This window comes from Gottfriedia sp. NPDC057948 (genome assembly GCF_042887255.1).
Classification (GTDB): Bacteria; Bacillota; Bacilli; order Bacillales; family Bacillaceae_G; genus Gottfriedia.
The window spans coordinates 145,052-166,613 of the sequence record NZ_JBHVPN010000006.1 but is presented as its reverse complement, the minus strand read 5'-3'; the positions used below and the strand labels follow the sequence as shown (position 1 = coordinate 166,613).

The following is a 21,562-nucleotide window of genomic DNA, read 5'->3' as shown; positions in this document are numbered from 1 at the left end:
TTTTCGATTACCATCTTTTACATAGTTGCATCCATCGTATCTGTTTTTGAAAGGAGTTGTGCCAATTGCTTCGATTTATCGGTAGACGTTTATTATTTCTTCTTTTCTTATTAGTTGGCGTGGCGCTGTTTGTCTTCATCCTTTCGCATTTAGTACCAAGCGATCCAGTTGCTGCGAATTTAAGCCAAAGCGCCATGAACAATCCCGAAATCGTCGCTGCTTTTAAAGCAAAGTGGGGACTTGATCAATCATTATTCCGTCAATTAATTCTCTATTTCCAGCACCTATTCGCAGGTGATTTGGGTACGTCCATACGGACCGGTAAACCGGTACTGGAGGATTTAATGCAGTTTTTCCCGGCTACTCTTGAACTATCGGTCGTGGCCATGATGATTGCCTTAGTTTTCGGCGTACTTTTTGGCATTATTTCTGCCATCTTTCGGAACAAAGCAATTGACCATGTCATCCGAACGGTTTCCATTAGTGGCGTGTCGATCCCAAGTTTTTGGTTTGCGCTTCTTCTGCTCTATGTGTTTACGTCTGTTTTAGGGATCACACCAGGACCAGGACGCATCGATGCACGTACGGCAACACCAGATGGTGGAACGGGTCTATTTCTACTCGATTCACTCTTAAGAGGTGATTTCCAATTATTTGGTGAAGTGGCGATGCACTTGATCCTCCCTGGCGCTGTACTTGGTCTTTTTACGATGGGGTTAATCGCTCGTCAAACAAGGTCAAACTTACTTGAAGTGATGTCAATGGATTATATTCGAACAGCGCGATCAAAAGGGTTAAAAGAATCAGCGATTATTTTTAAACACGCCCTTTCAAATTCCATGATTCCGGTCATTACAGTCGCTGGAATGGGATTTTGTAATCTACTTGGTGGAATGGTGCTTGTTGAAAATATTTTTGCGTGGCCAGGGATTGGTCAATATGCTTATTTGTCTGCTGTTTCACTCGACTTCCCGGCAATTTGTGGTGTTTCGTTATTAATTGCATTGATTTATGTTGTGATTAATCTAGTCATTGATATCTTATACGGTGTCATTGATCCGAGAGTGAGGCACCGATAATGCGAACAATTGTATCGTTTCTTCGTCAAAAAGGATTTCTTTTTAAACTTGGTTTAGTCATTTGTCTTGTTTGGTTTCTCGTTGCCTTGTTTGCACCTTTCATCGCAACGCATAGTGTCACGACGCAGAATTTAAGCATCCGGTACGAGTCCCCTAGTGCTTCACACTTTTTTGGAACGGATGAGCTTGGTCGAGATGTTTTCTCGCGTGTCATCGTTGGTTCTCGTATTTCGTTAACGGCTGGGGTCATTACAGTGGTTTGTGCATTTGCTTTCGGTATTTTATACGGGGGAATTGCAGGTTATAAAGGCGGGTATGTGGATGAAGTGATGATGCGCTTCTCCGAACTCATCATGGCGTTCCCTCCCCTTATTTTGGCGATGGTGATTGCAGCAGCACTTGGACCAAGTATCTTAAACTCTGTGCTTGCGATGGCCATCATTTGGTGGCCGAATTATGCAAGGCTCATGCGTTCTATGGTGATTTCATTAAAAGAAAGCGAGTATGTGACGGCTTCTCGCGTCATAGGTGCCTCTCACATTCGTGTCCTCTTTTTGGAAATTTTACCGAATTGTTTCGGACCATTGCTTGTGATGGCAACACTGGACCTTGGTAACGCCATTTTGATGTTCTCAGGGCTCAGTTTTCTTGGTCTTGGGACTCAACCTCCGACACCTGAGTGGGGTTCGATGGTATCTGGCGGAGCGAAAGTGATTCAAAATTGGTGGGTGTCGACTTTCCCAGGCTTAGCCATTTTTTCTGTATCGGTTGGTGCGAACTTCGTAGGCGATGGTCTACGCGATTTTCTAGATCCAAAACTAAAAAAAGAATAGGGGTAATCAAATGGAAAAAATCATTTCGAATCAAGTTGAACCAATCGGCATGCCAATCTATGAAATGAAAAAACTCTTCACGCGACAAGGTGATTTTAAAGAAGTGAGCATGAGTGTGATTTCTCTAACCCCTGGTGAACGTGTACCAGCTGTTGGTATGAGTTGCCACGAAGAAGACGAGTATTCTTATATTTTTAGAGGAGAAATTGATACCTATTCCAACGGTGTCCACAGTGTGGAAAAAGCGGGAGATGCAACCTTTATCCCTGCCGGTGAAGAGCATTGGTGCATTAATCGTACGAATGCACCTTGTCTCCTTGTTTGTTTTATGGTGAAAAAAGCAGAAGCTTAATCAGTTCCTCTTCATTTCTAGACTACTTTTGCACTAAATGATCATTATGTTGAATAAGGAATAAAAGAATCTTAATCAAAAAGAAGATCTTTGAGAGAAACAAGGCTGGGCAAGTTACTGGCACATAAGAATTATGCGTGAATTAAACCTTGATTCTAATGAAGCAATTGAGTACGCAAAGCTTAATGCAGGAGTAGTTCAGCCATCAAAAACAAGCATTAAACTGTATTATTTAGGATTAAGAATGTTTGAAGATATAGAAGAGCGATATAATAATCCAACAAAAGAAATGAGAGAATTAGGTGTAAAACCTGGTAGCGGTCTAGAAAAAATGTTTGAAGTACGAGAGTTAGAGTCTGATAGTTCATTTATACGAAACTACTTAACGAAAGACCTTGTCATGCGTGAAGATATGTATTTATTCCAGCGCCAAGGTAAGGAATATAAAGTCACTGATAAGGCATGGGAAAATGTAAGAGATCAACTTGTGGTTAGTCGAGTAAATGGGGGATTCCCTTATATTGTAGTTCAAGAAGGGGATTATTTAAAAAATGGGGAGCTTTATTTGAAGCATTGCTATGAACATTTGGAACTTGATGTGAAGTATGTTGAGAAGGTTATGCCTTATATTCATCAGTTGTGGGGTAGAGGAGTTCATTTAGAAACGAATATTGAGAATAAGTCAGTGTTGTTTAATTATGATGGGAAGAATATTCATCGGAAGTATATTTAATACTAGATTTTTAGATGGATAAAAAATGTTACGAAAGACGAACAATATATAAGTAGTACAAATATGATTAGACTAAAACATCATTCGATTTGAATGGTGTTTTCAATTTAACAAAAAAAGTTAACATATTTTTGCCTATTAAAAACTATCATGTGATATTAATTTAAACGTGAGAATAGGATTTACTGGAAGGAGCTGAAAGATATGTTAACTGTATGTTCCAAAATTGTAGTTCCATATGATAATTCAGAATTAGGCAAAAAGGCCTTAGTAACTGCAATGAATATAGCAAAACAAGATGAAGAGATAGAATTGATAGTTATTATAGTTGTAAATATTCCTTATACCGTCCCGTATTACCGAATGATGCTTGAGGCAGAGATCTCAGCAGCTCAGGAAATACTTAATGAAATTGAGAAAAAGTTAAATTCAATACCAAACAAGTCAAAATCATTTGTTTTGGAAGGTAACCCTACTGAAACGATTGTGAATTTCGTTAAGCAGGAAGACGCCGATCTGGTTGTGATGGGAAGTCGTGGTTTGAGTGGATTAAAAGAAATTTTCTTAGGTAGTGTCAGTTATAATGTATTGCAAAAATCTACTTGTCCAGTATTAATCGTTAAATGATTGAATTTTACTTTAAGCAAGGTTTACAAATTTTTTTACTTCCAAAGCTTGTGAAATTAGTAGGGTGAGTATCTAATATAAAATATATTTTTATTATGAACTTACTAAAATTTTATTTAAAAATAATAATAGAAATTAATATAGGAGGATCAAATAGATGTTAGATGTATGTTCAAGAATAGTAGTTCCGTATGATAATTCTGAGCTAAGTAAAAAGGCTTTGGAAATGGCAATTACGATGGCAAAACAAGATAAAAGTATCGAATTGAATGTAATTACAGTATTTCATGTACCTGTTGATGTTACTTACTATGGTACTTTGAATGTGGAAGAGATTCGCCAAATAGAATACGATATAGCAAAAATAGCTCTTAATGCAGTAGATCAAAAGCTGAAAGAACTTCCTAACAGTACAAAAACATTTGTATTGGAAGGAATCCCTTCTGGTACGATTGTTGATTTTATCAATAAAAATAAAGCCGATCTTGTTGTAATGGGAAGTCGTGGATTGAGTAAACTGAAAGAGTTGTTCTTAGGAAGCGTCAGTCATTATGTTGTGCAAAAAGTTGCTTGTCCAGTATTCATTGTTAAATAATAACTTGGTAATTTTGGTTTAACTTGATGCTATTTTTCTTTAAAATTTACAAATATTGTAAAGTACGACAACAAAGGATGGGACTGTTTCAAAAATTAATCGCTACCTATCTTTTAGATCAGTCGAAATAACATCAAATATGATGTAGATCATATTGTAACAGAATATGGTATAGCTAAATTACGAGGAAAGAGCATATCTCAACGAATACAAGAATTAATCAATGTAGCTCATCCGAAATTTTGTGATAAGCTGACATATGAAGCAAAAAGGCTTGGATTCATTGTTTAAACGATTAGATATAGGATTAAAATTAAGAATACAATTTTCATATAAATTAATATCATACCAATAATAAAGAAAGAAATGGTATTTAAGGACATATTAAAAGATATCAACTTTAGAAAAATAAATAATAAATTTCTTTTTAACCTCCACCGAAACATTAAATTTCACATTGTACATATTTTTAATTGTTAATAAATATATAATAGTAATTCGTACAAGAGGGGGAAAATAAATGGTAAATAAAAAAGTAGACGGATATGATGTTGTTGTTTCTGATAATCCCGTTTCTAATTTTTTATTTAATAGTAGTAAATCTGCTTGGATTTGGTTACTTGTTCGTTTTTACTTGGGGTATGAGTGGCTTTCTGCTGGATGGGATAAAGTAAATTCAGATGTTTGGACTGGATCAAAAGCTGGTGTTGTAGTAAAAGGGTTTACTCAAGGAGCTTTAGCAAAAGCTAATTCTAATATGCTGCACCCAGATGTAACAGGTTGGTATGCTAGTTTTTTAAAGCATACGGTACTTCCAAATGCTAAATTCTTTTCTTATTTAGTAGCATATGGTGAAGTTCTTGTAGGATTAGGTTTAATATTAGGATTACTTACAGGAATTGCTGCATTTTTTGGTAGTTTAATGAGTGTAAGTTACTTATTTGCGGGAACACTTAGTTCTAATCCACTATTGTTTATTTTAGCTACATGGCTAGTTCTAGGGTGGAAAGTGGCGGGATGGTATGGTTTAGATCGTTGGGCTCTTCCATTTTTAGGGACGCCTTGGGAAAAAATTTATAAAAAAGATACAAAACAAGTTACTAATAAAGTTTAATTAAATAGATATAAGAAATGCACTAAGCTTGTTATATTATGAAAAATCATTGATTGATTAATCTTTTTTTGACTTTTTTTATTGCCGCTAAAATTAATATGTATTTACTGAAAATAATAATGTTCCTTATTCAAATACACTTTCCATAAGTATAATAGTAACAGTGATATAAATAGAAAAAGGGTCTTAAAGTAAGATCCTTTTTCTATTGCAATAAGGTAGGTCTTTAAAATCTTAAGGAGACGGAAGGCTGGGCAAGTTATTGGCATATAAGAATTATGCGTGAATTAAACCTTGATTCTAATGAAGCAATTGAGTACGCAAAGCTTAATGCAGGAGTAGTTCAGTCATCAAAAACAAGCATTAACCCGTATTATTTAGGATTAAGAATGTTTGAAGATATAGAAGAGCGATATAATAATCCAAGCAAAGAAATGATAGAGTTAGGTGTTAAACCTGGCAGCGGTCGAGAAAAAATGTTTGAAGTACGAGAGTTAGAGTCTGATAGTTCATTTATACGAAACTACTTAACGAAAGATCTTGTCATGCGTGAGGATATGTATTTATTTCAGCGACAAGGTAAGGAATATAAAGTCACTGATAAGGCATGGGAAAATGTACGAGATCAACTTGTAGTTAGTCGGGTAAATGGAGGATTCCCATATATCGTTGTGCAAGAGGGCGATTACTTAAAAAATGGAGAGCTTTATTTGAAGCATTCCTATGAAAATATGGAACTAGATGTGAAGTATGTGGAGAAGGTAGTGCCTTATATCCATCAGTTGTGGGGTAGAGGGGTTCATTTAGAGACGAATATTGAGAATAAGTCTGTGTTGTTTAGTTATGATGGGAAGAATATTCATCGGAAGTATATTTAGGGCCACCTTTAAAAGGTGGTTTTTTGTATGAGTTGCTTATTACTTTAACCTGTAAATCTGATCAGAATTTTGTTAATGCTTATTCAACATAATGGAAGTTTAGTTGCATTAGAAATGTTAAAATAAGGTGGTAGAAAGGCTCCATTCTACTCGACTAGTTGAGTTAACAAAGCTTGCTTGAAATCACAGGGAAACTATACAATCCTTTCCTTATAAAAGAGTAATTGCAAAAATAATAGTTTAGAAGGAGAAAAATAAGAATGAATGAGTTAATTGTATTTAGTGAACTTCATAAATATTTAAACAGTTTAGGTCCAATGAAATGTACAATGGCAGCAAAAAGCCTGTCGTTAGGGTATAAACCTATTTCCTTTAGTGGCGCGTTTAAAAAATTTGCGACCCTATATGGAGATAAAAAATACCATTGCTTAATTCTTCATGTTGAGCCAGGTAATCCAGAATCTACTAGAGGGAAGTTTGTTCAAAAAGAAGTTCAACAAATTTTAAATTTTGAAATTAAAGAAATGAGAAATTTTCTTCTAAAAAAACATGAAGTATATGTTCCATTTGAAATCATAGATTCAAAAGAGAAGATGGAGCTATTAAAAGCTTTTATAAAGAATAAATATGAAATTTTTTTTAGATTGAAATTAAAATAACATGCTTATTCTTAAGGGATAATAATATGAGAAAAAGGCGTTGCTCAAGAGCAATTCCTTTTTATTTTACATACAAAAAAATGATATTGATCTAAATAGTATTTGTAATTTCATTATTGGGGTAGAGGAGTTCATTTAGAGCCTATTATTGGGAATAAGTCAGTGTTGTTTAGTTTATGGGGAAGAAAATTCATCGGAAGTATATTTAAGACCACCTTTATTGGGTGTTTTTTTGTGTGTATTCATTTTTACTTAAAGCCAGTAAAATTTATCGGTTGCCCTAATACTCCCTTATAGTGTCATTGGCTTGCTTGTTATGCTGGATCTTTGTCTCAACCAACCTAAGCATGTTTCTATAAGTAGGGAGTGAACTATTTAGTTGATGGGGTCTAAGTCCCACGAATGATTCGTTTGCCCCAAGTACTTTAATGATAAGACTAGACAGTATTCAATTAATATTTTGGAACAAAATGATCAACTTAATGATTATATTACATTTCTGAATCCCTCATTTTTTAGTTCATTCTTTTATAAGGGTAAATCTTTTCAAATTCCCCCAAATCCAGTGAAAATATTCTCTGAAATTAACGATAAATTACATCGTAATACCAGTTTCTTTTACTAGATTAGATAAATTACAACATTAAGTTTTTATATTCTTGTAGAATTTTGATGAAAAATAGAAATAAAAATCGAAATAAAAATCGATAGAATTCCCCAATGTACAAGATTAGGAGCAATGGACTATAATTTTGGTAGATTGATATTTCAGAATATTTTGTATTTTTGAACTATTTTTTCGCACTTATAATCCAAACGTAGAAAAAGAAATCAATGGATTTAACTTGTGAAGTTAATTCACTATATAAAGCCTTCACATTATTCCAGAATATCAATTTAAACATAGTTAGGAAAAAGAGAGGACGTAAAAAGAATGGACAAGAAAAAGAAAATGTTGAAAAAAGCAACAACCTTAGCGCTTGGTGCAGGCTTGATCACAAGCAATCCATACGCTTTCTATCCATCTTCGCCAACTACTGTGCATGCTGAAACTAAACCTACGGCGGTGCAGATTCTATCCAAACTGACGACAGTGCAAAGACAAGCTCTGCAAAAGCTAACTGCGAATGAAAAGTCCGGTCTGTTTTTAGACAAAAAAGTCAATCTTGGCAGTACAGCAAACGTTTCTGTCATCGTTCAGTTTAAAAATAAGCCAGAAAAGACCGCTGTACTAGAAGCAGCAGTAAAAGGCAAAACATTGTCGAATGCTGAAGCGAAAAGTAAAGCGAGTGGTGACCATGAAATATTCAAACAGGATTTAGAAGCGGCATTTAACCAAAAACAAGATGGTACTTATAAATTGAAGCGTGAATATAAATATGCTTTCAATGGTGTGGCACTGACCTTGCCTGCAAATAAAATTCAGGAAATCATGAAATCAAAAGCCGTACAAGCGATATACAGTAACAACAAGATCATGGCAGATCCACCTGTCAAAATCAAAGATGCGATGGCATCAAGCGATCCTCAAGGACAAGGAATGGCAGCAGAGAATACTTTCCTAAATATCAACAAACTTCATAAAGAAGGCTACACCGGAAAAGGTGTAAAAGTCGCAGTCATCGACACAGGTGTCGATTATAACCACCCGGACATCAAAGCGGCATTTAAAGGCGGATACGATTTCGTGGACAACGATTCTGATCCAATGGAAACGACTTATCAGGATTACCTGAATTATAAAAAGGTAAATCCAACGACGACCCTAAAAGCAAGTGATTATGAAACTGAACACGGCACACACGTTTCAGGAACGATTGTCGGTCAAGGGAAAAACAACAGTCCTTATGCGACAAATGGAATCGCACCGGATGCCAGTCTTTATGTTTACCGCGTGCTTGGTCCTGGTGGAAGCGGTAGTGACCAAAGTGTGATGGCAGGGATCGACAAGGCAGTCGCAGACGGTGTAGACGTCATGAACTTGTCACTCGGGACAAATTACAATGACCCGTTCTATCCGACAAGCATCGCAATCAACAACGCAGTACTAACTGGCGTGACAGCAGTGATCGCAGCAGGAAATTCAGGGAACGGCATGTATACGTTAGGTTCACCAGGAAATGCGCAACTTGCCTTGACCGTTGGTGCAAGTGATGTGCCTCAGGTGATCCCTACTATAAAAGGGAATTTGGACAGCGTGAGTTCTACCATGCGCGGATTAGCAAAGGGGTGGAATGACGATTTCGTAAGTTTCCAAGATAAAAAGCTTTCCATTGTAGACGTTCCAAATTACGGGGGAGCAAACGACTACCGGAATATCAATGTAACTGGAAAAGTAGCTCTTGTTCAACGCGGAAACAATCAAAGCATTAATGATAAAATCCTTCAAGCGAAACTAAAAGGCGCAGCGGCAATCCTTATATGGAACAACAATCCGACAGAAGGGTATATGCCATTTTATTTAGGCGAAGGGAGCGATTTTATTCCTTCATTTAATTTGACCAATGCAGACGGGCTTGCATTAAAGGCGAAAATCGCATCTGGTATGACTCAATTTTCATTTGCGAATTTAAGTTCATATAAGACTTCAGGAGATAACTTGGCGTCTTTCAGCTCCCGTGGTCCTTCCCGTACGACGTATGACATTAAGCCGGAAGTGACAGCACCAGGTGTAAATGTACTTTCAACTGTGCCAGGATTTGTGCATACACCTGACAACCCGTCCGATTACAGCACCGCATATGAGCGAATGAGCGGAACGAGCATGGCAACGCCGAATGTAACTGGTATTGCAGCGCTTCTCTTACAGGCAAAGCCAAATCTTAATCCAGAGGATATCAAAACGATATTAATGAATACGGCAGATCCTTTAAATGGAACGTATAGCGTTTTTGAACAAGGAGCAGGACGCGTTGATCCGTTCAAAGCAATCCACTCTACAATGGAATTCCAAGTGAAAGAAACAACGCCAACGTTAACACCAAAAGGAGACCTTTCACAAATCGGTGAAAAGACAGGCGCAATGAACTTCGGAAATCTGTCCTTCACTGGAAAAGACATTTTAAGTACGCGCAGTTATTCCATTCAAAACAATGGAAGCAAAACAAAGACGTTTGACGTCAAAGTTACTTTCCAAACCGGAGTAAGAGGTTCGCTCGATGCTAGTAAAAATGGGGTGAAACTAATTACGCCATCGTCTGTAAAAATGAATGCAAACAGTAAATTTAATGGTAAAGCGAGTCTTTATATTCCGAAAAAAGCTCAAAAAGGGATCTTTGAAGGATATATTACGTACATCAACCGTGGCAACAAAAATGAAACGTACCGTGTGCCATTTGCGGTGCATTATGTAGAAGAAGGAATCCAAAGTTACTTTTTTGATTATGATAGCACCACAACAGCAAAAAATCATCTGAGTACGTTGATCTTTAACCCAACGGTATCTGGTCACTTCATCTTAAAGTCCCATATGAGATACCTATACGAGGTCATCACTGATGAAAACGGAAACGAACTCGGGTTAACGAATTACGGGGACGGAATGATGGTCAATGAAGGCGTCCAGTATAATACTGGATTTGACGGAATGTATTATCCGTTCACCGGCGATGACGACAACCCAATCTCAGACAAATATGTCAAAGCGGAGGAAGGCCATTATAAGCTGCAAATGATCGGATTCAATGATAAAGGAAAGGCGTTTATTTCACAAACGGCCGAAATGAATATTGACAACACGATGCCGGATGCATTCGAGTCTCATTTAGTGGGGGAACAGCCGAACAATCCGTTTGTGGAATATGAGCCGGGAACGAAATCGATTCCGTTTACCGCATTTGTCCATGACAATGGGATACCAGGACAGAAAGTCGATCAGGGACAAAATTATCTTTACTATTTTTATAACAGCATGCAAGGTCCAACCGGAACATATAAATTGGATTCAAAAGGAAACTTTCAAGGTCAAGTCAATACGAATCCAAACGGAAGTTTAGTAGATTTTGAATTAGAAGGAATTGACCATTCTGGTAACACATTTGGCCGAAACTACTACTTCCTTGTTCCAAACAACTACACCTATGTATACGGAAAGCCTAATGTGCCGATGCGTGGGAGTACGGTCTTCGCCCATAAAGGCGATACGATCACGTATACATTAACAGCTAACCATGTAAACAACTTAAAAACAGCGGTATACCGCTTTGTCACAAGAAACGCCGATACAGTTGTAACCAATGTTACCTTGAATCCAGCAGCTGCAGCACTAGGCGCAACGCTCAATTACACGAAAACGCCATCATCGACTCAGGTAACCAACAATGTAACGGTCAACTTTAACCCGACAACTGGTGTAAACGGAACCATACCGATGGTCGATGTAACGGTCCAAATTCCGAATACGACCGATTATACGGATTCATCTAGTATGACGAACGCAGTATCATCGACATTTACTAGTGTGAGCGGTACGGTGACTAGACCTTACAGTTGGGTTCCACCGACTGGAATTCTACCAAATTTCTCATCCGTTTATGGGATGATCCGTCCAGAAGAGCTACTGGATGCGAAAGGAAATCTAGCTTCACGCGACTATACGAAATTTGGGGGAAAAGTAACTGTCGTCGACAGTGAAGGAAACACCTATGCTGGGGTCATTAACAAGTTCGGTGGGTTTACTATAAACGGACTTCCAGTTACGCATGATGATTTCACCTTTATCCAAGATTTTCCTGGACACTTCACTATGTATGACACTTTTAATGAATATCGAACACTAGACGGACTGGAATACGGGGACAATATAACGTTAAGCTACCCTAATGACATCGAGAATGCCACAGCAGGAGACGTCAACAAAGACAACGTCATCGACATTAATGATGCACTCGCAATCCAGGGAAGCTTCGGGGCGAATACAGCCGACGGAAATTACAACCGAGGTGCTGACATTAACTTTGACGGCGTTATTGATGGAAAAGATTTCTCTTATGTCGAAGGGAACTTTGGCCTACAGAACCCGACCGTAGATGATGCACCTGCGCCTGTGAAGAAAATAAATGGAAAAACACTTGCTGATATTAAGAAAGAATTAGGATTGTAAGAACTATAAGCCGGCGGCGATTTTGATCAACCCTGCCGGCAGATTATGACTAAAGATAGGTGTTTAAAGCATGAAGAAAATTTGGAAATTGTTCTTCCTCATCCTAGTCGCAATGCTTTTCATCGGATCGGGAACCGTCATTTATTTTTTTGCCAAGTCAAAAGGGAATGTGGAAAAAGTCCCAAGCATTCTCGGTTACAAGCCGTTAATCGTGCTTTCTAACAGTATGAAGCCGACCTTCCAAGCAGGTGATTTGGTGTTAATCAAGGTGAATCAGGAGCCTAAAGTAAATGATGTTGTGACATATAAAAGAACGGATGGCACATTCATTACACACCGAATTGTGAGAACGATAATGAAAGACGGAAAATCTCTCTTTGTTACGAAGGGTGACGGCAACAATCTAGAAGATGATGGCTACGTGGGTAAGGAACATATTTTGGGGGTAAAAACCTTTTCTATCCCGAACGTTGGATATATTTGCAAGTTTTTCTCCAGTTGGTTTGGATTTTTCCTTCTTATTGTACTGCCGCTCTTATTAGTGGTGATACTCGAAATCTTTCAACGTCTCGGTATTATTGGGAATCAAAATGAAACGAGCGTTCAGCATTAAAAAACTAGAAAGGCAGGAACACTTAAAATGAAAATGAATAAGGTGAAGAAAGCGTTAATCGGAACTTCATTGGCAGGTTCTTTAGTGGTCGGAGCTGGATACGGAACGTATTCATGGTTTACCGCACAAATGACAGCAAGCGGAATGGTCCAAAACGGAACGTTTGAGATAAATAACGGGCAAAGTGAGCAGCAATTGACGTTTTCTCCTGATAAGCTTGCTCCTTCCCAAATAAGTGAAATGTCACCGATCTTGATTAAGAATACAGGCGACTATGATATGTTTATCCGCGGTAAAGTCAATTTTATGATTGACAATGCACCGACTGAGGTTTCGATCAAAAAGCTGTTGAGCAATTATGAAGTGCAACCGACTATTCTGTATAACGGCGAGACCATATCAGACCTTGACTGGATTGACCTTGACGATCTACAGACGACGTTAGATAACCTGCTTCCAGGTCAGGGAGAGGATGATTCAGACCGCTTCAAAGCGAACGACAAAATCGAGATTGATTTAAAGTTACGTTTAAAAGATAGTGCGGACAACAATTTGCAAGGAGTTGCCTTAAAAGTCAGCTTTAAGGTCCAAGCTAAGCAAACTGATCCAAATGCAGAATTTTCAAAAAAATAATAGTAAAAGCAACATCCCGCAAAAAGCTTGGGCGGGGTGTTTTTTTGTCAAAGGGACGGTTCTTAAATTGTGCCACTTTTCGAGATTGAAAAAACTAGCCAACTATTCAATCGATATATGATAATTTAAAGGTGAATATTTTAATAGAGTGAAGCTGTGAATTATGATTCCAAAGAAGGGAAGCATGAAAATTTCTTAGATATCGATGGTGTTTTAAACACGGACAAACAAGTTAGAATGAACAATTTAGACACCAATATTTTGCTAGATATCACACCTGTTATTAATACGATTATGAAACCTGATTTGCGGGAGAAAGAAATATTGAATTGGTTAACCACTCGATGTCTTTCTTTTCGAGGCTTAACAAGTGAAAATGCAGAAGAGGCGATATTAAAAGTAAAATAAAAGTCGTATGTGATGGTTTTTTTGATTATTATTAAAATAATTTCATCTAATACTCCTTCAACTATACTGCCATTTTTGTTAAATAAGGAATAGAGATTTTTAGTCAAAAAGAAGATCGTTGAGAGAAACAAGGCTGGGCAAGTTATTGGCATATAAGAATTATGCGCGAACTAAATCTTGATTCTAATGAAGCGATTGAGTACGCAAAGCTTAATGCAGGAGTAGTTCAGCCATCAAAAATAAGCATTAACCCGTATTATTTAGGACTAAGAATGTTTGAAGATATCGAAGAGCGATATAATAATCCAAGCAAAGAAATGATAGAGTTAGGTGTTAAACCTGGCAGCGGTCGAGAAAAAATGTTTGAAGTACGAGAGTTAGAGTCAGATAGTTCATTTATACGAAACTACTTAACGAAAGACCTTGTCATGCGTGAAGATATGTATCTATTCCAGCGACAAGGTAAGGAATATAAAGTCACTGATAAGGCATGGGAAAATGTACGTGATCAACTTGTGGTTAGTCGAGTAAATGGAGGATTCCCATATATCGTTGTTCAAGAGGGGGATTACTTAAAAAATGGGGAGCTTTATTTGAAGCATTCCTATGAACATATGGAACTTGATGTGAAGTATGTTGAGAAAGTTATGCCTTATATTCATCAGTTGTGGGGTAGAGGGGTTCATTTAGAGACTAATATTGAGAATAAGTCAGTGTTGTTTAGTTATGATGGGAAGAATATTCATCGGAAGTATATTTAAAGCCACCTTTTTAGGTGGTTTTGTTTTCTTAATGGATTAGAAAGTATAAAATTCTTTTTTGGTAAGTGAACCTTATGCAACTAAATGGCAGGTTAGTTGAACAAGGAAATCATAAGTTTCTAGCGAATTATCACATTATCAAGAAAAATTAATAGGAGAAAAAATATGAACTTCTTAACAGGAAATGTTTCTCACACGATAACGGATACAAAAGATATCTACGACCCTATCCTTGCATTTACCCCAATTATTTTTTGGATAATTATAATTGGCATTATTACAGCAATAGTATTATTTTTTAAAAGAAGAAGTAGAAATCAAGCTAAGAGCAGACAATCATTACAAAATATAGAGTATAAATTGGACAAATTAATTGAAGTTCTTGAAAAAAATTCTAACTAGGCTTATGTAACTAACTAATGCGTTAGCCATCCATGAATCCTCAGATTCACCACAGTGAAGGGAAGTTTATGTCGCACTTCCATAGTAGTTGAATAAGAACACATAGGGGGAAATACAAATGTTTAACCAGGAAGAGAAAGAAAAATATGATGATTTAGTAAAACTTCATATAAAAATCTTTGGTGAAAAGATGACTCAACATTTTTTAGTAGAAGGGAAAAAAAATAACAGATATGAATCTGATTATCCGATTTTTCTTATAAATTATAAAGCAGGAAAATTCTTATTAGAAATGTATTGTCAAAAATTATCCGATGAACATACAACTGGTAGAATACTAGATAAACTTGAAGAAGAATTTCAAGAATATCATTTATTTGTAGAACGAAATAAAAAACAACGAAATAAATAATAAGACTAGGTGACGTTTCACCACTTTAAAAGCCATATCATTTGATATGGCTTTTAAAGTGGTCTTATTTAACTAACACATGCATAAGTTGAATTGGAATCTATCATCTAAGTTAATTAAACTTTATCCAATCTGTCTTTTTTAGAAGAAATTTATTAGTAATTTGTAACTTCATTTTATTTGAGATATAATAGCTTTAACCATTTGCTTTACCGAGATCCACGTTTGATTTTACCCTTATTCTATTTTCGAATAGGGGTTTTTAATTTTATAAGACATAAATAAAGTCAGATTCTATCAAGTAGAATCTGACTAATTTTAGTTAATTATGCTTTTTTTACATTAGTCGCTTGAGGTCCACGTTGACCTGGCTCTACATTAAATGTAACAGCTTGGCCTTCATCTAATGATTTGAAACCATCAGTTTGAATAGCTGAGAAATGTACGAATACATCATCTCCATTTTCACGCTCGATGAATCCAAAACCTTTATCTGCATTAAACCATTTTACTTTACCATGTTCCATTTTTGTTGCCTCCTAGTGCGATTTACACACATTAATATTTCAATATTAACATAATAGTTAGTGATAATCAAATTATCCTAAATAAAAGGACATTCCTAATTTATATAACTAATTAATAAAACCTACTTATGCAACTAACGCATGCGTTTGTTGCATAAAAGATTTATTAATCTTAGTATTCATTTTCAATTCATATCTTTTTAATTATTTGTAGAATTTTTGTTTGGGTTCTTACGTTTTCTACTATTAAAAAGAAATCCTCCCATAATCTATTGACTTAGAGTTTACTCAAAACAATATAATTAAAAAAAGATATGAAAAAGTACTGTAATTAGTAAAAAATTGGGTCTTTATCATCATATGGTTCAGATGGAAAATTCGATTTGATTAATGTTAACAGTGATTTTTTCTATTAAATATTTAGATAATAGAAAGGGATAGAACAATAAATTTAGTAAAATAGAAATAAAAATGTTGGGAGTCGGTAATATGGAGCAGTCAAATAAAGCATTTAGTGACACACTAGTAAAATCATTAAGAGGAGAACGTGGTCATCTTCCTATCAAGAATGCTTTGTTGGATATAGACATGGATCTTGCTGGAAAAAGAATAGAGGAGCTACCTTATACTATTTATCAATTAGTCAAACACATGACATACTGGCAAGAATTCCTCTTATTATTCGCACAAGGAGAGAGGCCTGAATTACCTTCTGATGTGAAAGAAAGCTGGCCTGTTGAAGAAGGACCTAGTAATGAGGAAGAGTGGAAACAGATTATTCAGTATTTTCTTCAAGGAATAGAACAGGCATGTACGATTGCTCAAACTGTTCAATTGGACAAATCATTAGAGAAATGGCCAGGCGAATCCCCAGGTGGTGTACTACGCAATATTGCATCTCACAACTCCTATCATTTAGGTGAAATCGTACTAATACGCAGATTATTTAGTGCTTGGCCACCACCAACCGGAGGATATCCTGCCTAAACTTTGGATCAATAGTGAATTCATGGAAGCCAATTGAAATTCACTATAAAGGTTAGTTGAGTCAACAATTGGGGGGCATTTCATAGTTCATTATGACTAACGCATGTGTTCGTATTATAAGGACAACTAGTTAAATTACTAGTTGTCCAATTTTTTTATGGTCTTATGACTAAAGTAGTCAGGGTGGTAGCAGAAGTATCAAAGAAGCATGCAGAATATCAAAAAGAAGATCGTTGAGAGAAACAAGGCTGGGAAAGTTTTTGGCACATTCGCATCATGCGTGAACTAAATCTCGATTCAAATGAAGCAATAGAATATGGGAAACTAAACGCAGGAGTAGTTCAACCTTCTAAAACAAGTATTAATCCATACTACTTAGGACTAAGAATGTTTGAAGATATTGAAGAGCGATATAATAATCCAACAAAAGAAATGCGTGAGTTGGGTGTTAAACCTGGCAGCGGAAGAGATAAAATGTTTGAAGTACGAGAATTAGAATCTGATAGTTCATTTATACGAAACTACTTAACGAAAGATCTTGTCATGCGAGAAGACATGTATTTATTCCAGCGACAAGGTAAGGAATATAAAGTTACTGATAAAGCATGGGAGAATGTAAGAGACCAACTTGTTGTTAGTCGGGTAAATGGCGGATTCCCATATATCGTTGTTCAAGAGGGCGATTACTTAAAAAATGGTGAGCTTTATTTGAAGCTTGAATAAAATTTCCTAAAGGTTGTCTAATTAGACAACCTTTTTAGTTCAAAAATCAATATTTAAATTTAACAGATCCTATTTATTAAAAATTACTTGGACATCTCTTGTAGAAAGATCAATTTCCTTAATTACTAAGTCATCATACCAATCACCGAGAGCAACTACTCTCTTAAATGTATCAATATAAAACTCTCTTGAAAAATTTGTTTCATAAAAATCTATATTTTTATTATTTCGATATTCGCGCATATATTCTTCAGCAAATTGTGGAGCGTCAGACCAGAATTTTTTGACATTATTTTCAATGCAATTATTAATATATTTGATACATTCTTTATCATTTTCAATTTTTAAAATGTGTTCTTTAAATTCACCATCTTCATCCAATAGAAAACCTTTATCATCACTATAAAATTCCTCTAATAAACTAAAATTTACAATAAAATGGTCTACGTGATCTCTAAATGTTTCATCCATAATTCTATTTTCAGCAAATCGTTCAAATGCCTGTTCTTCCGACTCAGCATTGACAGCTACACAAATATCTGGACCCGCATACACTACAAATGTTTTCTCCATTGTTTTTCTCCTTCGTATCGAATTTATATCTTCTTTAATCGTAATAGAAATACTGATAAAAAACTAGGCGAACTAAACAAAAACGCTCCTTATCATGTTTATATAAAAATGAAATTCAATTTATTAGGAGCTTGAAAAAGAAAGAATTTTAGAATTTAATAATACATATTTTATATTTTTTGTAGGGGGGATCGTATTGCAACTAATTCTTTCGTGGATTAAAGACGCGCCATATAAAGGGAAATCTGTAGATAAAGACAACAATGCCTTAAATGGTTACTTCTTAGCAGAACAAAAGAAAAAGAATTTTGTTAAAGTATACTCAAATGGCCACCTTATGACCTGTTATAAGTTCCCAAAAATAAAAATACCATTTAAGTCAAAAATGCATAGTTGGGAGAATCTTTCGTTCTGTGGGTATGTGGTAATGAAGCGAATTTTTGTTAAAATATTATTACTTTTATGAGGTTTTAAATAGAGTTTATTTAAAGAATTAAATGAGATAAGGTGTGGATTAATTTTGAAAAAAGAACAAAAGGCTCTTTTTAAAGAAATTGAAAATATTCAAGTAAAGTCTATGAGAGAATCGCCTTCGTGCCAAGCTTTTAAGACATTGTCTTATCTTTAGAAACTAAAAATATCTACTATTATAGAGTTGCCATTCACAGACTTAGAAAATCTAATTTTTTGAATTCTAGGTTGGTAGTCTTAATTTTTGTCTGTCTAAAAACTGAAAAAAACCTAAATTAAAACCTTTTGGGTTTGGTGGTTTGACAGTTTCGTTCATAAGAAATGATAAAACAGTAAGTCAATAATAGATAATTTTTTAAAAAAACAGAATTATCTTGACAATTATTGAATGGATTGATATGGTTATAAAAAAAATATTTCTTATCCAGAGAGGTGGAGGGACTGGCCCTTTGAAGCCTCAGCAACAGGTCTGCTTAAGTAGACACTGTGCTAATTCCAGCGGGTGATAACCTGATAGATGAGAGCTTCCGTTTTTATTTGTCAGTAGCGCACTCTTTTTTAGAGTGCGTTTTTGTTTTTTCTGGATAGTAACTAAAGGAGAGTAGTAATGGGGAACAAAAATGGGCAAGAATTTCAAAGGAACATGCAAGCACGTCATTTAGTCATGCTATCACTTGGTGGGGTGATTGGAACTGGCTTATTCTTAAGCTCGGGCTACACTATTCAACAAGCTGGCCCGTTTGGAACAATACTATCCTATCTGATTGGTGCGCTAGTGGTTTATCTAGTTATGCTATGTTTAGGAGAGCTTTCCGTACATATGCCTGAAACGGGCTCATTTCACAGTTATGCAGTTAAATACATTGGACCGGGTACAGGGTATACAGTAGCCTGGTTGTATTGGTTAACTTGGACTGTTGCTTTAGGTTCTGAATTTACAGCCGCAGGATTACTTATGAAGCGATGGTTTCCATCGATTAATGTTTGGATATGGAGTGCTATTTTTGCTATTTTGATCTTTGTATTAAATGTCATGACTGTTAAATTTTTCGCCGAATCCGAATTTTGGTTTTCATCGATAAAGGTTATAGCTATTGTGATTTTTATTGTTTTAGGAGCAGCGGCAATGCTAGGGTTTCTTCCGATGAGTCATTCAAAAGCAGCACCATTATTTTCTAATTTTACAAGTGGAGGTTTATTTCCTCATGGTGCTACGGGTATTATAACAACGATGCTTGCGGTTAATTTTGCTTTTTCGGGAACAGAATTAATAGGCATTGCAGCGGGAGAAACCGCGAACCCGGAAAAAATGATACCGAAGGCCATTCGAACTACTCTGTGGAGATTGATCATCTTTTTTGTAGGAACGATTTTTGTTTTATCTGCATTATTGCCTATTTCCGATGCTGGTGTATTAGAGAGCCCTTTTGTTGCAGTTCTAGAACGAATTGGGGTGCCATATTCAGCTGACATAATGAATTTCGTTATCTTAACAGCTATTTTATCTGCGGCAAACTCAGGCCTTTATGCCTCTTCTAGAATGCTTTGGTCGCTTGCTAATAAGAATACGATATCTCCGATTTTCGGAAAAATGACGAAGCAAGGTGTTCCAATCAACGCCGTCATTTTCAGCATGGTGGGTGGAGCTTTGGCTTTGCTCTCAAGTATTTGTGCACCAGATACTGTCTATATCGTACTTGTTTCCATTTCAGGTCTAGCAGTAGTTGTAGTTTGGATGAGTATTAGTGCTTCCCAGTTCCTATTTCGCAGACAATTTTTGAAAGAAGGAAATTCTGAAAAGGACTTGATTTATCGGACACCACTGTATCCATTAGTACCAATTGCTTCTTTTATCCTTTGTCTGGCATCGTGTATAGGAATTGCATTCGATCCAACACAGAGAATTGCCTTATATTGCGGCATACCGTTTATTTTGTTTTGCTATGGAAGTTATTATCTAACAAAAAATTTTAAAAAGAGGGGCGTAGATTATGTCGAACAAAGTCAATCCAATTGATGCTATATTATCCCAACATCCCATTATGCTTCTTGACGGAGCATTAGCTACAGAATTGGAGGCGCATGGATGTAATTTGGACGATCCCCTTTGGTCGGCACGTGTGTTACTAGAAAATCCGGAACTGATTTATCAGGTTCATTCGGACTATTTTCGTGCTGGTGCGGACTGTGCCATAACAGCAAGCTATCAAGCTACTATTAGTGGTTTATCCGCGCGTGGAATACAAGAACAGGAAGCTTTGGAATTAATTAAGAGAACGGTGTTACTTGCAAGAAGGGCAAGAGATGATTTTTGGAAGGAAAATAAGCAAACGAATAGGCCTAAACCATTGGTTGTTGCATCGGTTGGGCCGTACGGGGCTTACCTTGCAGATGGTTCAGAGTATGTAGGCAATTATGGTGTGACAGATAAAACATTAGCAGACTTTCACCGTTTAAGAATGTCAGCGTTAATAGAAGCAGGTGCAGATCTATTGGCATTTGAAACGATCCCTTCCTTGCAAGAAGCAAGAGTATTAGATATATTATTACGTGAGTATCCAGAAACATATGCGTGGCTTTCCTTTTCATTAAAAAATGAGAAAGAGATTAGTGAAGGTGTGAAACTCGTAGAGTGTGCAAGAGTTTTTGAGAAAAGTGAACAAATTGTAGCGATAGGCATCAATTGTGCGCCAGTAACCGTTGTGACTGGTGCAATACAAGAGTTGAGGGCAAACACAAAAAAACCGATTATTGTTTATCCAAACTCTGGTGAAACTTATAATCCAGAAACAAAAACATGGCATGGTCATGAACAATGTAACGTGTTGGATATTCAATCTGAAGAATGGTACCAAGCAGGTGCACGTTTAATAGGTGGATGCTGCAGAACGACACCTTATCACATTGAGGAGATATCGAACAAGTGGCGTTCTTCCAAGTATTGAACCAATTTTTCGTAATTAAAGTTAACGAAGAGGTTAATTTAGTTATTCAAAAAATAGTTCATATTGCTGAAAGTTATTAAATTAACACATGCGTATGTTGTATAAAAAATCGGCCAAATAGTCGATTTTTTTATTG

At 36.1% G+C, this 21,562-nt stretch carries 20 protein-coding genes, 4 pseudogenes and 1 riboswitch; of the genes and pseudogenes, 22 read left to right on the top strand and 2 right to left on the bottom strand.

The window, feature by feature from the left end; all coding sequences use genetic code 11:
* Positions 1 to 65: 65 nt before the first annotated feature.
* The 17 genes and pseudogenes from ACFVRR_RS12430 (at position 66) to ACFVRR_RS12350 (ending at position 15,200) form a co-directional block, all read left to right on the top strand.
* A complete protein-coding gene (locus tag ACFVRR_RS12430; protein ID WP_387328746.1) occupies positions 66 to 1,079 on the top strand; it encodes an ABC transporter permease in 1,014 nt (337 codons plus the stop codon).
* A complete protein-coding gene (locus ACFVRR_RS12425) occupies positions 1,079 to 1,912 on the top strand; it encodes an ABC transporter permease (RefSeq protein WP_056473555.1) in 834 nt (277 codons plus the stop codon). Before ACFVRR_RS12430 ends, ACFVRR_RS12425 begins: the two co-directional genes overlap by 1 nt.
* A 10-nt stretch (positions 1,913 to 1,922) precedes the next feature.
* Positions 1,923 to 2,264, top strand: a complete 342-nt coding sequence (locus tag ACFVRR_RS12420) for a cupin domain-containing protein (RefSeq protein WP_387328742.1) — start codon at positions 1,923 to 1,925, stop codon at positions 2,262 to 2,264.
* A 100-nt stretch (positions 2,265 to 2,364) separates the two neighbouring features.
* Positions 2,365 to 2,997 (top strand): annotated as a pseudogene (locus tag ACFVRR_RS12415) (SpoVR family protein); the annotation flags it as partial.
* 204 nt (positions 2,998 to 3,201) lie between these two features.
* Positions 3,202 to 3,624 carry a universal stress protein gene (locus ACFVRR_RS12410; RefSeq protein WP_387328739.1) on the top strand — a complete coding sequence of 141 codons (423 nt, stop codon included), beginning with the start codon at positions 3,202 to 3,204 and terminating at the stop codon, positions 3,622 to 3,624.
* 157 nt (positions 3,625 to 3,781) lie between these two features.
* Positions 3,782 to 4,219: a universal stress protein gene (locus ACFVRR_RS12405; RefSeq protein ID WP_387328736.1), complete on the top strand. Its 438-nt coding sequence runs from the start codon at positions 3,782 to 3,784 to the stop codon at positions 4,217 to 4,219.
* Between the two features lie 117 nt (positions 4,220 to 4,336).
* Positions 4,337 to 4,510, top strand: a complete 174-nt coding sequence (locus ACFVRR_RS12400) for an acetyl-CoA hydrolase/transferase C-terminal domain-containing protein (RefSeq protein WP_387328831.1) — start codon at positions 4,337 to 4,339, stop codon at positions 4,508 to 4,510.
* A 229-nt stretch (positions 4,511 to 4,739) separates the two neighbouring features.
* Positions 4,740 to 5,333, top strand: a complete 594-nt coding sequence (locus ACFVRR_RS12395; RefSeq protein ID WP_248266899.1) for a DoxX family membrane protein — start codon at positions 4,740 to 4,742, stop codon at positions 5,331 to 5,333.
* Between the two features lie 245 nt (positions 5,334 to 5,578).
* Positions 5,579 to 6,211, top strand: a pseudogene (locus ACFVRR_RS12390) (SpoVR family protein); the annotation flags it as partial.
* 260 nt (positions 6,212 to 6,471) lie between these two features.
* Positions 6,472 to 6,870 (top strand): hypothetical protein, encoded by a 399-nt coding sequence (locus ACFVRR_RS12385; RefSeq protein ID WP_387328734.1) that lies wholly within the window; start codon positions 6,472 to 6,474, stop codon positions 6,868 to 6,870.
* Between the two features lie 934 nt (positions 6,871 to 7,804).
* Entirely contained in the window at positions 7,805 to 11,971 is a 4,167-nt protein-coding gene (locus ACFVRR_RS12380) for a S8 family serine peptidase (protein ID WP_387328732.1), read from the top strand.
* Positions 11,972 to 12,041: 70 nt separating this feature from the next.
* Positions 12,042 to 12,584: a signal peptidase I gene (locus ACFVRR_RS12375; protein WP_387328729.1), complete on the top strand. Its 543-nt coding sequence runs from the start codon at positions 12,042 to 12,044 to the stop codon at positions 12,582 to 12,584.
* A 27-nt stretch (positions 12,585 to 12,611) separates the two neighbouring features.
* Positions 12,612 to 13,217, top strand: coding sequence for a TasA family protein (locus tag ACFVRR_RS12370; RefSeq protein ID WP_387328727.1), 606 nt, complete (start codon positions 12,612 to 12,614; stop codon positions 13,215 to 13,217).
* A 156-nt stretch (positions 13,218 to 13,373) separates the two neighbouring features.
* Positions 13,374 to 13,625, top strand: a complete 252-nt coding sequence (locus ACFVRR_RS12365; protein WP_387328725.1) for a hypothetical protein — start codon at positions 13,374 to 13,376, stop codon at positions 13,623 to 13,625.
* Positions 13,626 to 13,753: 128 nt separating this feature from the next.
* Positions 13,754 to 14,386: pseudogene (locus ACFVRR_RS12360) on the top strand (SpoVR family protein); the annotation flags it as partial.
* 165 nt (positions 14,387 to 14,551) lie between these two features.
* Positions 14,552 to 14,788 (top strand): DUF4083 family protein, encoded by a 237-nt coding sequence (locus ACFVRR_RS12355; protein WP_387328722.1) that lies wholly within the window; start codon positions 14,552 to 14,554, stop codon positions 14,786 to 14,788.
* 118 nt (positions 14,789 to 14,906) lie between these two features.
* Positions 14,907 to 15,200, top strand: a complete 294-nt coding sequence (locus ACFVRR_RS12350; RefSeq protein WP_387328719.1) for a hypothetical protein — start codon at positions 14,907 to 14,909, stop codon at positions 15,198 to 15,200.
* Positions 15,201 to 15,526: 326 nt separating this feature from the next.
* Here the strand turns inward: ACFVRR_RS12350 and ACFVRR_RS12345 are convergent, their stop codons facing one another.
* Entirely contained in the window at positions 15,527 to 15,727 is a 201-nt protein-coding gene (locus ACFVRR_RS12345) for a cold-shock protein (RefSeq protein ID WP_387328716.1), read from the bottom strand.
* Positions 15,728 to 16,216: 489 nt separating this feature from the next.
* Here ACFVRR_RS12345 and ACFVRR_RS12340 point away from each other — a divergent pair, with 489 nt between their 5' ends.
* Together ACFVRR_RS12340 and ACFVRR_RS12335 are read left to right on the top strand one after the other, a co-directional pair.
* On the top strand, positions 16,217 to 16,714 hold the full coding sequence (locus ACFVRR_RS12340) for a DinB family protein (protein WP_387328713.1): 498 nt from the start codon (positions 16,217 to 16,219) through the stop codon (positions 16,712 to 16,714).
* 243 nt (positions 16,715 to 16,957) lie between these two features.
* Positions 16,958 to 17,428: pseudogene (locus ACFVRR_RS12335) on the top strand (SpoVR family protein); the annotation flags it as partial.
* Between the two features lie 78 nt (positions 17,429 to 17,506).
* Here ACFVRR_RS12335 and ACFVRR_RS12330 read toward each other — a convergent pair.
* The gene (locus ACFVRR_RS12330) at positions 17,507 to 18,010 is read right to left on the bottom strand and encodes a hypothetical protein (protein ID WP_387328710.1); all 504 of its coding nucleotides are present in this window, start codon (positions 18,008 to 18,010) and stop codon (positions 17,507 to 17,509) included.
* Positions 18,011 to 18,206: 196 nt separating this feature from the next.
* Between ACFVRR_RS12330 and ACFVRR_RS12325 the strand changes: the two genes are divergently transcribed.
* The 3 genes from ACFVRR_RS12325 to mmuM all read left to right on the top strand — a co-directional run bounded on the left by ACFVRR_RS12325 (position 18,207) and on the right by mmuM (position 21,426).
* Entirely contained in the window at positions 18,207 to 18,476 is a 270-nt protein-coding gene (locus ACFVRR_RS12325) for a hypothetical protein (protein WP_387328708.1), read from the top strand.
* Positions 18,477 to 18,898: 422 nt separating this feature from the next.
* Positions 18,899 to 19,005: riboswitch (SAM riboswitch) on the top strand.
* An 83-nt stretch (positions 19,006 to 19,088) separates the two neighbouring features.
* Positions 19,089 to 20,498, top strand: a complete 1,410-nt coding sequence (mmuP, locus tag ACFVRR_RS12320) for an S-methylmethionine permease (RefSeq protein WP_387328705.1) — start codon at positions 19,089 to 19,091, stop codon at positions 20,496 to 20,498.
* Positions 20,473 to 21,426 carry a homocysteine S-methyltransferase gene (mmuM, locus tag ACFVRR_RS12315; protein ID WP_387328703.1) on the top strand — a complete coding sequence of 318 codons (954 nt, stop codon included), beginning with the start codon at positions 20,473 to 20,475 and terminating at the stop codon, positions 21,424 to 21,426. Before mmuP ends, mmuM begins: the two co-directional genes overlap by 26 nt.
* Positions 21,427 to 21,562: the final 136 nt, after the last annotated feature.

Excerpts from the sequence above, each read along its gene's own strand:
- ACFVRR_RS12425 (WP_056473555.1), top strand. The coding sequence starts at position 1,079 with ATGCGAACAATTGTATCGTTTCTTCGTCAAAAAGGATTTCTTTTTAAA.
- ACFVRR_RS12420 (WP_387328742.1), top strand. The coding sequence starts at position 1,923 with ATGGAAAAAATCATTTCGAATCAAGTTGAACCAATCGGCATGCCAATC.
- ACFVRR_RS12410 (WP_387328739.1), top strand. The coding sequence starts at position 3,202 with ATGTTAACTGTATGTTCCAAAATTGTAGTTCCATATGATAATTCAGAA.
- ACFVRR_RS12405 (WP_387328736.1), top strand. The coding sequence starts at position 3,782 with ATGTTAGATGTATGTTCAAGAATAGTAGTTCCGTATGATAATTCTGAG.
- ACFVRR_RS12395 (WP_248266899.1), top strand. The coding sequence starts at position 4,740 with ATGGTAAATAAAAAAGTAGACGGATATGATGTTGTTGTTTCTGATAAT.
- ACFVRR_RS12385 (WP_387328734.1), top strand. The coding sequence starts at position 6,472 with ATGAATGAGTTAATTGTATTTAGTGAACTTCATAAATATTTAAACAGT.
- ACFVRR_RS12380 (WP_387328732.1), top strand. The coding sequence starts at position 7,805 with ATGGACAAGAAAAAGAAAATGTTGAAAAAAGCAACAACCTTAGCGCTT.
- ACFVRR_RS12375 (WP_387328729.1), top strand. The coding sequence starts at position 12,042 with ATGAAGAAAATTTGGAAATTGTTCTTCCTCATCCTAGTCGCAATGCTT.
- ACFVRR_RS12370 (WP_387328727.1), top strand. The coding sequence starts at position 12,612 with ATGAAAATGAATAAGGTGAAGAAAGCGTTAATCGGAACTTCATTGGCA.
- ACFVRR_RS12355 (WP_387328722.1), top strand. The coding sequence starts at position 14,552 with ATGAACTTCTTAACAGGAAATGTTTCTCACACGATAACGGATACAAAA.
- ACFVRR_RS12350 (WP_387328719.1), top strand. The coding sequence starts at position 14,907 with ATGTTTAACCAGGAAGAGAAAGAAAAATATGATGATTTAGTAAAACTT.
- ACFVRR_RS12345 (WP_387328716.1), bottom strand. The coding sequence starts at position 15,727 with ATGGAACATGGTAAAGTAAAATGGTTTAATGCAGATAAAGGTTTTGGA.
- ACFVRR_RS12340 (WP_387328713.1), top strand. The coding sequence starts at position 16,217 with ATGGAGCAGTCAAATAAAGCATTTAGTGACACACTAGTAAAATCATTA.
- ACFVRR_RS12330 (WP_387328710.1), bottom strand. The coding sequence starts at position 18,010 with ATGGAGAAAACATTTGTAGTGTATGCGGGTCCAGATATTTGTGTAGCT.
- mmuP (WP_387328705.1), top strand. The coding sequence starts at position 19,089 with ATGGGGAACAAAAATGGGCAAGAATTTCAAAGGAACATGCAAGCACGT.
- mmuM (WP_387328703.1), top strand. The coding sequence starts at position 20,473 with ATGTCGAACAAAGTCAATCCAATTGATGCTATATTATCCCAACATCCC.